The organism is Myceligenerans crystallogenes, assembly GCF_039529775.1.
GTDB classification, from domain to species: domain Bacteria; phylum Actinomycetota; class Actinomycetes; order Actinomycetales; family Cellulomonadaceae; genus Myceligenerans; species Myceligenerans crystallogenes.
The window spans coordinates 933,021-947,568 of sequence record NZ_BAAANL010000001.1 but is presented as its reverse complement, the minus strand read 5'-3'; the positions used below and the strand labels follow the sequence as shown (position 1 = coordinate 947,568).

Below are 14,548 nucleotides of genomic sequence, written 5' to 3'. Positions count from 1 at the left end.
GGTCAGTCGAGGCCGTCGACGAGGGCGAAGAGGTCCTCGTCGCTGGCCGTGGCCAGGTCGTCGGTCCGGTCGTCGCCGCCGTCGTCCAGCAGGGCGCGCAGCATCCGGGCGACCTGCTCCCGGTGCTCCTCGCCGGCCAGGGCGTCGGCGAGCAGCGGCCGGAGCCGGTCCAGCTCGGCCAGGACCGGGGCGGGCCGGTCGACCTCGAGCTGGCCGAGGACGTAGCCGGCGACGGCGTCCGGGTTCGGGTGGTCGAAGACGAGCGTGGTCGGCAGCCGGAGGCCGGTCGCCTTGCCGAGCCGGTTGCGCAGCTCGACCGCGGTCAGCGAGTCGAACCCGAGGTCACGGAACGCCCGGTCCGGGCCGACGCCGCCGCCGTCCGCGTGCCCGAGGACGCTCGCGACCTGGGCCACGACCAGCTCGAGCACCGCGCGCCGCCGGTCCGGCGCGGGCAGCGCCGCCAGGCGGTCGGCCAGGGAGCCGCCCGCGGGTCCGGCGGACGCGGCCCTCGCCGGGGCGCGGACCATGCCGCGCAGCATGACGGGCGCCGACTCCGGGCCGAGCACCGAGGTGTCGAACCGCGTGACGGCCAGCACCGGGTGCCCGGCGCCGTGCGCCGCGTCGAACAAGGCCATCGCCTCCCCCGACTCCAGGGCGACCAGGCCGCTGCGGGCCATCCGCACCAGGTCGACGTCGGCGAGCTGGTCGGTCATCGAGCTGGACTGCGCCCACAGGCCCCAGGCCAGGGACGTCGCGGGGCGGCCGTGCGCCCGCCGGTGCTGGGCCAGGGCGTCCAGGAACGTGTTGCCCGCGGCGTAGTTGGCCTGGCCCGCGGTGCCCAGCAGGCCGGCGACCGAGGAGTAGAGGACGAAGGCCGTGAGGTCCTGGTCGAGGGTGAGCTCGTGCAGGTTCCAGGCGGCCTCGATCTTCGGGAGCAGGACCCCGTCGAGCCGTTCGGCGGCGAGGTCCGCGAAGACGCCGTCGTCGACGATCCCGGCGGTGTGCACGACGGCGCGCAGCGGCCGGTCCGCGGGGATGCCGGCCAGCACGGCGCGCAGCGCGTCCCGGTCCGCGAGGTCGCAGGCCGCGAAGGCGGTCTCCGCGCCCAGGCCGGCCAGCTCCGTCGCCAGCTCGGCCGCGCCGGGCGCGTCCGCGCCCCGGCGGCTCAGGAGCAGCAGCCGGCGGGCGCCGTGTGCCGTGACCAGGTGCCGGGCCAGGACCTGGCCGAGCGTGCCGGTGGCGCCGCTGATCAGGACGGTGCCGTCCGACCAGAGGGACGTCTCCGGTTCGTCGTCGGCCGGGGTGGTCCGCACGATCCGCGGGGCCAGCAGCACGCCGTCGCGCAGGGCGACCTGCGGTTCGCCGGAGGCCAGGAGCGGATCGAGGTCCGCGTCCGGGTCGTCCAGGTCGGCGAGCACGATCCGGTCGGGGTTCTCGGTCTGGGCCGAGCGGAGCAGGCCCCAGACCCCGGCGTGCGCCAGGTCGGGGACGTCCTCGTCCGGGCGGGTCGCCACCGCGCCGCTCGTCACCACGACCAGGCGGCGCTCGAGGGAGGTCTCCTCCCGCAGCCGCTCCTGAACCCGCTCCAGGACCTCGCGCACGGCCACGCGGGCCTCCGCGGGATCCCTGCGGTCCAGGCGCAGCACCGTGACCGGGCCGGGCGCCGCCGCGGCGTCGGGGCGCGCGACCGGCGCCCAGCCCACGTACGACAGCCCCTCGAGGCCGGCGCGCAGGCCCGCGGTGGTCAGCGGGCGCAGCGTCAGGGACGCCACCTCGGCGACCGGCGACCCGGCGTCGTCGAACAGGGCGAGGGACACCTCGCGGGAGTCGGGGGCGTCGGCGAGCACGGTGATCCGCACCCGGGCGGCGGTCACGCCCGTGCGGTGCACGCGGACGCCGGACCAGGAGAACGGGACCCAGTTCGGGCCGGGCTCGCCGGCGACGCCGGGCAGGAGCGGGTGCAGCGCGGCGTCCAGGAGCGCCGGGTGCAGGGCGTAGGGGCCGTCCGCGCCGCCCACCTCGGCGTACAGGTCGTCGCCGTCCCGCCACAGCTTGCGCAGGCCCTGGAACGCGGGGCCGTAGGCGTAGCCGCGGTCGCCGAGCCGGTCGTACACGCCGTCGAGGTCGACCTCGGTCGCGCCCGGCGGCGGCCAGACCAGGCCGGCGAAGGGCGCGGCGGCGGCGTCGTCCTCCGTGGTCAGCACCCCCCGGGCGTGGGACGTCCACGGCCGGTCGCCGGTGCGGGCGAAGATCTCGATGCCGCGCTGGTCGCCGTCGGCGGTGACCACGGCCTGGAGCTCGGTCGCCTCGCGGGCCGACAGCACCAGGGGCGCGGTCAGGGTCAGGTCGTCCGGGTGGCCGCCGCCGGTGAGCTCGGCGGCCCGGACGGCCAGCTCCACGAAGCCGGTGCCCGGGAACAGGGTCGCGCCGCCCACGGTGTGGTCCGCGGTCCAGGGCAGCGCGGCGCGGGAGACGGTGCCGCTGAGCACCTGCTCGTCCCGGCCCGCCAGGCCGACGGGCGCGCCGAGCAGCGGGTACCCGTCCGCGGCGGCCTCGAGCCAGTGGCGGCTGCGCTGGAACGGGTAGGTGGGCAGCTCGACGGTGCCGGCCTCGTGCCGGTCGAACGCGGTGAGCCAGTCGACGCCGGCGCCGTCGGCGTGCACGACGGCGAGGGCGGCCAGGAACGTCTCCCGCTCGGGGCGGCCGGCGCGCAGGGCGGGGGCCGCGGTGTCCGGGACGAGGGCGCTGAGGACGCCGTCGGGGCCGAGCTCGAGGTAGCGGACGACGCCCGCCGCCTGCAGGGTCTCGACGCCGTCGTGGAACCGGACCGCCGAACGGATCTGACGGGACCAGTACGCGGGCACGGTCAGCTCGGTGGCGGCCTGGCCGGTCACGTTGGAGACGACCGGGATCGACGGTTCACGGAACGTGAGCGACGAGATCGTCTCCTCGAACTCCGCCAGGATCCCGTCCATGTGCGCGGAGTGGAACGCGTGCGACACCGAGAGCCGCTTGACCCTGCGGCCACGCTCACGCCAGATCTGCGCGACCTGCTCGGCGGCCTCGACATCACCGGACACGACCACGGCCGTCGGACCGTTGATCCCGGCGATCTCCACACCCGGGACCAGGGTCGGGGTGACGTCGTCCTCGGACGCCTCGATCGCGACCATCGCCCCACCCGCGGGAGCCGACTGCATCAGCCGACCACGAGCGGCGACCAGCGCACATGCATCGGCCAGGTCAAGCACCCCGGCCACGTGCGCGGCGGTCACCTCACCGATCGAATGACCCAGCAGGAAGTCCGGACGCACCCCGAAGCTCTCCACCAGCCGGAACAGAGCCGTCTCCACCGCGAACAGCGCCGCCTGAGCGAACACCGTCTGATCCAACAGAGCGGCGTCCGCCGAGTCCCCGGCCGGACCGCCGTCCGCACCCTCACCGGGCCCGGACGCGAACAGCACGTCCCGCAGCGGGCGCTCGAGCATCGGGTCCAGATGCGCGCAGACGTCGTCGAACGCCGACGCAAACACCGGCTCCGACCCGTACAGCTCACGCCCCATCCCGAGGCGCTGACTCCCCTGACCCGTGAACACGAAAGCGGTCCCGCCCTCGCGCTCCACGCCGGTGACCAGCCACGGCACCTCCTGGCCCATGGCCAGGGCGGTCAGCGCGGCGGTCCGGTCGGCGCCGACGAGGACGGCACGGTGCTCGAACCGCGTCCGCTCGGCGAGCGTACGGCCGACCTGCAGGTCGGGTCCGGTGCCGGCGGCGAGCAGCAGGCGCTCCGCCTGGGCACGCAGCGCCGGCTCGCTCCGGGCCGACAGCACCCACGGCAGCAGGGCCGACGGCGCCGCGGCCTCGGGGGCCCCGGCCGGCTCGGCGGCCTCCGGCTCCGGCGCCTCGAGGACGACGTGCGCGTTGGTGCCGCTGATCCCGAACGACGACACCGCAGCCCGGCGCGGACGCCCGGTCTCCGGCCACGCCCGCTCCTGGGTGAGGAGTTCCACGGATCCCGTGGACCAGTCGATGTGCGGCGAACGCTCCTGCGCGTGCAGGGTCCGGGGCAGGACGCCGTGCCGCATCGCCTCCAGCATCTTGATGATGCCGCCCACGCCCGCGGCAGCCTGCGCGTGGCCGATGTTCGACTTCAGCGAACCCAGCCACAACGGCTCGTCGCGATCCTGACCGTAGGTGGCCAGCAGCGCCTGCGCCTCGATCGGGTCCCCGAGGCGGGTACCCGTGCCGTGCGCCTCCACCGCGTCCACGTCCCCGGGCTCCAGCCCGGCGTTGGCCAGCGCCTGGCGGATGACCCGCTCCTGCGCCGGGCCGTTCGGCGCCGTCAGACCGTTCGACGCACCGTCCTGGTTCACCGCCGAACCCTTGAGCACGCCCAGCACGCGGTGGCCGTTCCGGCGGGCGTCCGAGAGCCGCTCGACCACGAGCAGGCCCACGCCCTCGGACCAGCCCGTGCCGTCCGCGCCCGCCCCGAACGACTTGCACCGCCCGTCCGGCGACAGGCCGCGCTGCCGGGAGAACTCGACGAAGGTGTTCGGCGACGACATCACGGTCACGCCGCCGGCGAGCGCCAGGTCGCACTCCCCGTTGCGCAGCGCGGCGGCGGCAAGGTGCAGCGCCACGAGCGACGACGAGCACGCCGTGTCGACGGTGACGGCCGGGCCCTCCAGACCGTAGGTGTAGGCGAGGCGCCCGGACACGACGCTGGAGAGGTTGCCCGCCAGCAGGAAGCCCTCGAACTCCTCGGGGGCCAGCGCCAGCCGGGACGCGTAGTCGTCGTACATGGCGCCGACGAACACGCCGGTGCCGCTCCCCCGCAGCGACGCCGGGACGATCCCGGCGTGCTCCCAGGCGGCCCACGCCACCTCCAGCAGCAGCCGCTGCTGGGGGTCGGTGGCGGTCGCCTCCCGCGGGGAGATCCCGAAGAAGTCGGCGTCGAACAGGTCGGCGTCGTGCAGGAAGCCGCCCTCGCGCACGTACGAGGTGCCGGGGTGCTCGGGATCGGGGTCGTACAGGGCGCCGAGGTCCCAGCCGCGGTTCACCGGGAAGCCGGACACCGCGTCGGTCCCCTCGGTCACCAGCTTCCACAGGTCCTCCGGCGAGCCGACGCCGCCCGGGAACCGGCACGCCATGCCCACGATCGCCACGGGATCGTCGTCCGCGGCCGACGTCCTGGCGCGGACCACGGCCCGGGCCGGGCCGTCGACCCGCGTGAGCAGGTAGGCGGCGAGCGCCGTCGGCGAGGGGTGGTCGAAGACGACGGTCGCCGGGAGCGGGAGGCCCGTCGCGCTCGCGAGCCGGTTGCGGAGCTCCACGCCCGCCAGGGAGTCGAAGCCGAGGTCGCGGAACGCGCGCCGGGCCGGGACGCTCGCGGCGCCCGCGTGCCCGAGGACGCCGGCGACGGTGGTGCGGACCAGGGTCAGCACCGCCTCCTCGCGCTCCGCGGCCGCCAGCTCGCGCATCGCGTCCGGCCACGCCCCGGCCGCGACGGCCGGGGCCGCGCGCCGGGCCCGGGCGGGGACGAGGCCGCGCAGGATCGCGGGGGCGTCGGCGCCGAGCGTCCGCAGCGCGGCGCGGTCCAGGGCGACGGGCGAGAGCACGGGCCCGCCGTCCGCGAGCGCGGCGTCGAACAGCCGCAGCCCCTCGTCCGCGGCGAGCGGCAGGAACCCGGACCTGCGCCACCGGGCGAGGTCCGCCTCGCCGAGCGCCTCGCCCATCCCGTCGGCCCAGAGGCCCCAGGCCAGGGAGGTGGCGGGCAGGCCGAGCCCGGCGCGGTGCAGCGCGAGCGCGTCCAGGTAGGTGTTGGCCGCGGCGTAGGCGCCCTGCCCGGCGGTCCCGGTCAGGCCGGTGACCGAGGAGAACAGCACGAACGCCCGCAGCGGGGACGAGAGGGTCAGGTCGTGCAGGATCCGGGCGGCGTCGGCCTTGGGCCGCAGCACCGCGTCGATCGACGCCGGGTCGAGCGCGGCCAGGGTTCCGTCCGCGACGACGCCGGCGGCGTGCAGCACCGCGGTCAGCGGCCGGTCGGCGGGGATCCCGGCGAGCAGGTCGCGGACGGCGCCCGCGTCGCTCAGGTCGGCGGCGGCCACGACCGGCCGCGCACCCAGCGCGGTCAGCTCCGCGACCAGCTCGGCCGCGCCCGGCGCGTCGGCCCCGCGCCTGCTGACCAGCAGCAGGTCGACGACGCCGTGCCGCTCGGCCAGGTGACGCGCGAGGATGCGCCCCAGGCCACCGGTCCCGCCGGTCACGAGCACGGTGCCGTCCGGGCCGAACGGGGCGGCGGTGTCCGGGGCGGCGGGCGCCGCCTCCAGGCGCGGCGCGTAGAGCTGCCCGCCGCGCACCGCGACCTGCGGTTCGCCGGAGGCGACGGCCGGCGCGACGTCGTCGTCGGACTCGACGTCGACGACGACGACGCGGCCGGGGTACTCGGACTGCGCGGTACGGGCCAGGCCCCACGCGGCCGCCTGCCCGACCGCGGGCAGCGGGTCGCCGGGGGCGACCGCGACGGCTCCGCGGGTGACCAGGACCAGCGGGCGCGGGTCGGTCTCCGGGTGAGTGCGGACGGCGGCAAGAGCCTGGTGCGCGTTCTCGTGCGGGCCGGGACCGTCCAGGTCGACCACGACGTACTCGGCGCCGCCCGGCTCGGCGGCACCCGCCTCGACGACGGCGCCGGCCTCCACCGGCTGCCAGCCGAGCGTGAGCAGGGAACCGGGCGCGGACGTCGCGGCGGCCGGCCGCAGCACCAGGGAGCCGACGGACGCGAGCGGCGCGCCGGCGTCGTCGGCCAGCGCGATGGCCACGTCCCCGGGGCCGTTCGGCGTGACCCGGACCCGGGCCGTCGCGGCGCCCGGGCGGTGCACGCGGACGTCCGACCAGGTGAAGGGCAGCCAGACCCGGCCGTCCTGGGCCAGGTCGAGCACGACCGGGTGCAGCACCGCGTCCAGGAGGGCGGGGTGCAGCCCGAACGGTCCCGCCTCGGTGGTCAGCGCGACCTCAGCGAACACGGTGTCGCCACGCCGCCAGAGGCCGCGGACGCCCTGGAAGGCGGGCCCGTAGTCGTAGCCCAGCGCGGCCAGGCGGTCGTAGAGGTCGCCGAGCGGTTCGGCGACGGCGCCGGCCGGGGGCCAGCTGCGCAGTTCGTCGTCCGCGGCGGCCACCGGGGCGGGCGACGCGGCCGGGACCACCGTGCCCGAGGCGTGCCGGGTCCAGTCGTCGCCGTCCCGGCTGTGCAGGGTGAGGCGGCGGGTCCCGGCGGCGTCGGGCGCGGAGATCGTGACCTGGACCGGCACGGCGGCGTCCGACGCGAGGAACAGCGGGGCCTCCAGCGTGAGCTCGCCGAGCGTGCCGGTGCCCGTGCCGCCGGCGGCGGCCACGGCGAGGTCGAGGAAGGCCGTGCCCGGCAGGAGCACGGCACCGCCGACGGCGTGGTCGGCGAGCCACGGCCAGGCGGAGCGGCTGACCCGGCCCGTGAGCACGTGCTCGTCCCGGTCCGCCAGGGAGACCGTCGCGGAGAGGAACGGGTGGGTGCCCGGTTCCTGGCCGAGGCCGAGCGCGTCGGCGCGCTCGGCGGGGCGCAGCCAGAAGTGCTCGCGCTGGAAGGCGTAGGTCGGGAGCTCGGCCGGAACCGCGCCGGGGAAGAAGGGCGCCAGGTCGACCGGGGCGCCGTCGGCCAGCGCGGACGACAGCGCCCGCACGACGCTCTCGGGTTCCGGGCGCCCGGCCCGGAGCAGCGGGACCGCCCCGGGGACGAGCCCGGCCAGGACGGCGTCGGGGCCGACCTCCACGAACCGGACCGCGCCGTGGGCGGCCGACGCCGCCGCCGCGTCGGCGAACCGGACGGTCCTGCGGATCTGCCGCACCCAGTAGGTCGGGTCGGTCAGCTCGCCGGGGGCCGCGAGCGCCCCGGTCAGCGTCGAGACCAGCGGGATCGACGGCTCGTTGAGGGTCACGGACTCCACGACCCGCTGGAAGTCCGCCAGGACCGGGTCCATGTGGGGCGAGTGGAAGGCGTGGCTGACGCGCAGCTCCTTGACCCGGCGGCCGCGGCCGCGCCAGTCCTCGGCGAGGGCGCGGACGGCGTCGGCGTCCCCGGCGACGACCACCGACTCCGGCGCGTTCACCGCGGCCAGCACCGTGGTGCGTCCGTCGGTGACGACCTCGTCCTCGGTCGCCTGGATGGCGGTCATGGCACCGCCGGCCGGGGCGCTCTGCATCAGCCGCCCCCGGGCCGCGACCAGCCGCGCGGCGTCCTCGAGCGACATCACGCCGGCGACATGTGCCGCCGCGTACTCGCCGATCGAGTGCCCGGCGACCAGGTCCGGGACGAGCCCGTGCGCCGCCAGGAGCCGCGCGAGCGCCACCTCGAGGGCGAACAGCGCGGGCTGGGCCAGGTCGGTGCGGTCGAGCGCGGCGGCGTCGTCCCCGAAGACGACGCCGAGCAGCGGACGGTCCAGGTGCGCGTCCAGCAGGGCGGCCACCTCGTCGAGCGCGGCGGCGAACACCGGGAAGGCGGCGTACAGCTCGCGCCCCATGCCCAGGCGCTGCGCGCCCTGACCGGTGAACAGGAACGCCGTGGAGCCCTCCTGCGCCGTGCCGCGCAGGGCGGCGTCGCCCGCGGCGAGGGCGTCCAGCCCGGCGAGCAGTTCGGCCCGGTCGTGGCCGACGACGACGGCGCGCTCCTCGAACAGCGTGCGCCCGCTCGCGAGCGCGAGCCCGACGCCGTCCACGGCCTGCGTGCCGGCGGCGTCCCGGAGCCGGGCGGCCTGGGCGCGCAGCGCGGCGTCGTCGCGGGCCGAGACGACCCAGGGCACCGGGACCGCGGGGGTGCCGGCGGCGGGGTCCGGCCGCTCGGGCGTCACGGCGCCGGGGGCCGGGCGTTCCGGCGTCCCGGAGCCGGGCGCCGGCGACGTCGTCGGACCTGACACGGACGACGACGCCGGGCCGCCGGACGACGGGGCGGGCGCCGGGGCCTCCTCCAGGACGAGGTGGGCGTTCGTGCCGCTGATGCCGAAGGAGGAGACGGCGGCCCGGCGGGGGGTGTCCGAGGCGGGCCAGGGCCGCGGGGCGGTGAGCAGGCTGACGGTCCCGGCCGACCAGTCGACGTGGGGCGTGGGGGCGTCGACGTGGAGGGTCCTGGGCAGGGTCTCGGCGTGCAGCGCCTGGACGAGCTTGATGACGCCGCCGACCCCGGCGGCGGCCTGGGCGTGGCCGACGTTCGACTTGAGGGAGCCCAGGTACAGCGGCGCGCCGGCGGCGCGGTCGCCGTAGGCCGCGATGAGCGCCTCGGCCTCGATGGGGTCGCCGAGCTTCGTGCCCGTGCCGTGCGCCTCGACCGCGGCGACGTCGGCGGGGGCGAGCCCGGCGTCGGCGAGCGCGTCGCGGATGACCCGGCGCTGGGCCAGGCCGTTGGGGGCCGTGAGGCCGTTGGACGCGCCGTCCTGGTTGATGGCGGAGCCCCGGATCACCGCGAGCACCGGGTGCCCGTTGCGCCGGGCGTCCGAGAGTCGCTCCAGCAGGAGCAGGCCGGCGCCCTCGGCCCAGGCCGTGCCGTCCGCCCCGGCGGCGAAGGGCTTGCAGCGCCCGTCGAGGGCGAGGCCGCCCTGCCGGGTGAACTCCACGAACATGCCGGGCCCGGACATCACCGTGGCGCCGCCCGCGAGCGCCAGCCCGGTCTCCCCCGAACGCAGGGACCGGACGGCCAGGTGCATCGCCACGAGGGACGACGAGCAGGCGGTGTCGACCGTGACCGCGGGTCCGTTCAGGCCGAGCTGGTAGGCGATGCGGCCGGACATCACGCTGCTGGTGCTGCCGGTGAGGACCTGCCCCTCCACCTCGGCCGGGGCCTCGTGCATCCGGGGGCCGTAGTCGAGCGTGGTGGCGCCGACGTACACCCCGGTGCGGCTGCCCCGCAGGGTGCGCGGGTCCAGGCCCGCGCGCTCGACGGCCTCCCAGGCCAGCTCGAGCAGGATGCGCTGCTGCGGGTCCATGGCCAGGGCCTCGCGGGGCGAGATGCCGAAGAACGCGGCGTCGAACAAGCCGGCGTCGTGCAGGAACCCGCCGCGGGTGACGGGCAGGTCCACGTCCCAGCCGCGGTCGGCCGGGAAGGCGGAGGTGGCGTCGCGGCCCTCGGCGACGAGCCGCCAGAGGTCCTCGGGCGAGGCGACGCCGCCCGGGTACCGGCAGGCCATGCCGACGATCGCGATCGGGTCGTCGTCGCCGGAGGTGGTCCGCGACGGCGCGGCGTCCTCGATCTCACCGGCGAGCTCGGCGGTGAGGTGCCCGATCAGGTCCGCCGGGGTGGGGTGGTCGAACAGCAGCCCGCTCGGCAGGCCGAGCCCGGTGGCCCGGGCGAGCCGGTCGCGCAGCTCGACGGACATCATCGAGTCGAAGCCCAGTTCCTTGAAGGGCAGGGTCGCCTCGACCCGCTGCCCCGGCGCGTACTCGAGCACGGCGGCGGCCTCGGCCAGGACGAGGTCCTGGACGGCGCCCGCCGGGCGGCGGGAGCCCGGGCCGGGCCCGGTGGCACCCGCCGCCGGGCCGGCGGCCGGTTCCGGCGCGGGCCGGCCGGCGTCGTCCGGCTCCGGGCGGGCCGTGAGCAGGTCGCCGGCCGCACGGCCGGCCGCGCCCCCGGGACCGCCGGGCAGCCAGTGCCGGCTGCGCTCGAACGGGTAGGTGGGCAGCGGGACCCTCGTGGCGCCGTCGAAGAAGGCCGCCCAGTCGACGTCCGCGCCGCGGACGTACGCCCCGGCGACGGCGGTCAGCGCGGTCTCGGGCTCGGGGCGGGAGGCGCGCAGCAGCGGCAGGCACACGGCGTCCTGCGGGGCGGTCAGCGACGCGGAGGCCAGGGCGGCGACGACGGCGTCGGGCCCGAGCTCCAGGTAGGTCGACGTCCCGGCGGCCTCGAGGGTGCGGACCGCGTCGAGGAACCGCACCGGACGGCGCACCTGGTCGGTCCAGTAGTCCGGCGACCGCAGGAGGTCGGTCTCCGCCCGGCCGGTCACCGTCGAGACGACCGGCACGGACGGGAGGTGGTAGGTCAGGCCTTCCGCGACCCGGCGGAACTCGTCGAGCATCGGCTCCATGTGCGCCGAGTGGAAGGCGTGGCTGACCGTCAGGCGGTGGGTGCGCCAGCCGCGCCGCTCCGCCTCGGCGGCCAGTTCCGCGGCCGGGCCGGTCCCGCCGGAGACGACGACGGCGGTGGGGCCGTTGACCGCGGCGATCCCGAGATCGCCCGTGAGCAGGGGCAGCACGTCGTCCTCGGCCGCCTGGACCGCGAGCATCGCGCCCCCGGGCGGCAGCGCCTCCATGAGCCGCGCCCGCGCGGCCACCAGGGCGCAGGCGTCCGCGAGGTCGAGCACGCCGGCGCAGTGGGCGGCGGCCAGCTCGCCGATCGAGTGGCCGGCCAGCCGCGCGGGGCGCAGCCCCCAGGACTCCACCAGCCGGAACAGGGCCACTTCCAGGGCGAAGAGGGCGGGCTGGGTCCAGCCGGTCCGGTGCAGCTCGTCGCCGCCTGCGATCACGTCCCGCAGGTCGCCGGGCAGCAGGTGATCGAACTCGGCGCAGACGGCGTCGTACGCGGCGGCGAACACCGGGTACCGCTCGTAGAGCCCCGCGCCCATGCCGGTGCGCTGCGCGCCCTGGCCGGTGAACAGGAACGCCGTCGTGCCCGGGGTCACGGACCCGGTCACGGTCCCGGGCGCGGCGGCGCCGTCCGCCAGCGCGGCGAGCCCCGCGCGCAGCCCGGCGTCGTCGGCGCCGATCACGACCGCGCGCTGCGCGAACCGGGTCCGGCCGGTGGCCAGCGACCATCCGATGTCCCCCGGGCTGCCCTCGGCGGAGCCGAGCGCGGCGGCCTGCGCGGACAGTGCCTGCGGGGTGCGGGCCGCCAGGATCCAGGGGATCGGCGGGCGCTGCTCCGCCGGCGGCGTGCGCGGCACGGCCGGCGCCTCGGTGAGCACGAGGTGGCCGTTGGTGCCCCCGATGCCGAACGAGCTGACGCCCGCGACCAGGGGCCCCTCCGCACCGGGCCAGGGGGTCAGGGAGTCCTGGACTGCCAGGCCGAGCCGGTCCAGCGGGATGTCCGGGTGCGGCGTGGCGAAGTTCAGGCTCGGCGGGAGCTCGCGGTGGTGCAGGCTGAGGAGGACCTTGAGCAGGCCCGCCACCCCGGAGGCGCCCTCCAGGTGCCCGATGTTGGTCTTCACCGAGCCCACCCGCACCGGCAGGTCGCCCCCGTCGCCCAGCACGGCGCCCAGGGCGGCGGCCTCGATCGGGTCGCCGACGGGCGTGCCGGTGCCGTGCAGCTCCACGTACCGCACCGCCGCGGGCTCGATCCCCGCCGCGGCATAGGCGGCGCGGAGCACTTGCTCCTGCGCGGTCGCGCTGGGGACGGTCAGGCCGTCCGCGGGGCCGTCGTTGTTGACGGCGCTGCCGCGGATGACGCCGTAGACGCGGTCGCCGTCCGCGAGCGCCCGCTCGAGGGGCTTCAGGACGACGGCGCCGCCGCCCTCGCCGCGGACGAAGCCGTTGGCGCGGGCGTCGAAGACGTAGGCGGTCCCGTCCGGCGACAGCCCGCCGAACCGCTCGGCCGTCACGGCCGCCTCGGCCAGCAGGTTGAGGTTGACGCCGGCCGCGACGGCCAGGGTGGACCGGCCGGAGCGCAGCTCGTCGCAGGCGAGATGGACCGCGACGAGGCCGGACGACTGCGCCGAGTCGACGGTCAGGCTCGGGCCGCGCAGGCCGAGGGTGTGCGAGACCCGGTTCGCGATGACTCCCCGGTTGACCCCGGTGAAGGTGTGCTGGGTGATCGCGCCGGCGCCCTGCTGGTAGGTGAGGGCGGCGTAGTCGTCGCGGTGCGCGCCGACGTAGACGGCCGTCGGGCTGCCGGTCAGGGTGCCGGGGACGACGGCCGCGTCCTCCAGCGCCTCCCAGACCAGTTCGAGGGCCAGCCGCTGCTGCGGGTCCATGACGGCGGCCTCCCGCGGCGAGATGCCGAAGAAGGCCGGGTCGAAGGCGTCGACCTGGTCGAGGTACGCACCCCAGCGCGCGCCGCCGGGCCCGCGCCGCTCCGGGGGCATCTCGCGGATCGCGTCGCGGCCCTGCCGGAGCAGGTCCCAGAGTTCGCCCGGATTCCCCGCGCCGGGTAGGCGGCAGGAAATCCCGGTGACCGCAATCGCCGTCTGACCATCGATGATTGTCGACACGCCGGAAAACTAGCCCGGCGACCCCGTAGACCTCCAGCCTCACAGGTCATCACTTGGTAATTCCAGGCAATGAGCGAGCGATGGCGGGCAGGTGAGGAAGCGGTTGCCCGCCGAAGAATCACGGCGCATTCACAAAAGGGCAGCGAAGGCCTTACGGGAACGCATCATAGACCGTCCGCTGAGCGGAACGGCCTGGGGTGATGTTTCGAGGGCGGCGGTCTTTCGCGGCGCGTGGGCCACACGGGCCGGCGTGGACGAGCGATACGGCGGCCGCTCGAACGGCGGCGCATTGTGCGGGGCTTTCTCCTCACCGCCGCGGGGATCCCGTGACGCCTTCACGAAGGCGTCACGGGATCAGCATTCCCGGGCGATCAGAGATCGGCGTTGCGGACCTCCAGCACGGCCTTCCCGCGCACCTTCCGGTTCACCAGCTGCGTCACGGCGTCCTCGTAGGAGTGCCAGTCGCCCCGCCAGCCGAGCGGGATCCGCAGCTGCCCGCGGTCCGCCAGGTCCACGAGGTACTGCAGGTCGCGGCCGAGCGGCACGGAGATGCTGAACGTCTCGATCCGCCCGCGGTCGTGCGCGATCCGGGCCTCCTCGAAGTCGATCGTGGTGGGCTCCTTGGAGGCCATCCCCACGGCCGAGACGATGCCCCCGCTGGTGAGCCGCTGGTACGCGTCGGCCAGCTGCTGACCACCCACGTTGTCCACGACGGCGTCGACCCGCCGCGTCAGGGCCCGCGGGCCGACGACGATCTCCGCCGCCCCCAGCTCGTGCAGGCCCTCGCCCCGCTCGGGGGACCCGACGGACGCGACGACCTCGGCACCGCTCAGGTTCGCGAGCTGCACCGCGAACCCGCCGACCCCGCCCGACGCGCCCGTGACCAGCACGCGCTTGCCGAGCACGGAACCGAGCCGCCGGACGGCCTGCAGCGCGGTGACCCCGGCCACGGGCAGGGCCGCCGCGGCCGCGAGGCCGACGCCGTCCGGGACCACCGCGATCTCGCTGGTTTCGACCGCCCGGAGCTCCGCCCAGGCGCCGCCCCAGCCGAAGGTGACCACGCGGGTCCCGGCGGGCGGCCCCGAGCCGTCGGCGGCCGCGGCCACGACGGTCCCCGCCGCGTCCCAGCCCGGGATCCTGCCGTCCGGCGCGTCCGGCGACCGGAACACGACCTCGCCGAAGTTGAACGAGAACGCGGCGACCTCGACCAGCGCCTGCGACGGGCCGGGCGCGGGGTCGGGCGCGTCGGCGATGCGCAGCATGTGCGCGCTCGCCCGGTGGTGGACCAGTGCCTTCATCGTGAGTCCGATCTGCCGGTGTCGTGGGGGCGG

General features: G+C 76.8%; 2 protein-coding genes. Both read right to left on the bottom strand.

Going from position 1 to position 14,548, the window contains the following annotated elements:
• Positions 1–2 precede the first annotated feature (2 nt).
• A complete protein-coding gene (locus tag ABD208_RS03895) occupies positions 3–13,217 on the bottom strand; it encodes an SDR family NAD(P)-dependent oxidoreductase (protein ID WP_344099681.1) in 13,215 nt (4,404 codons plus the stop codon).
• 371 nt (positions 13,218–13,588) lie between these two features.
• Positions 13,589–14,515 (bottom strand): zinc-binding dehydrogenase, encoded by a 927-nt coding sequence (locus tag ABD208_RS03890; protein ID WP_344099679.1) that lies wholly within the window; start codon positions 14,513–14,515, stop codon positions 13,589–13,591.
• Positions 14,516–14,548: the final 33 nt, after the last annotated feature.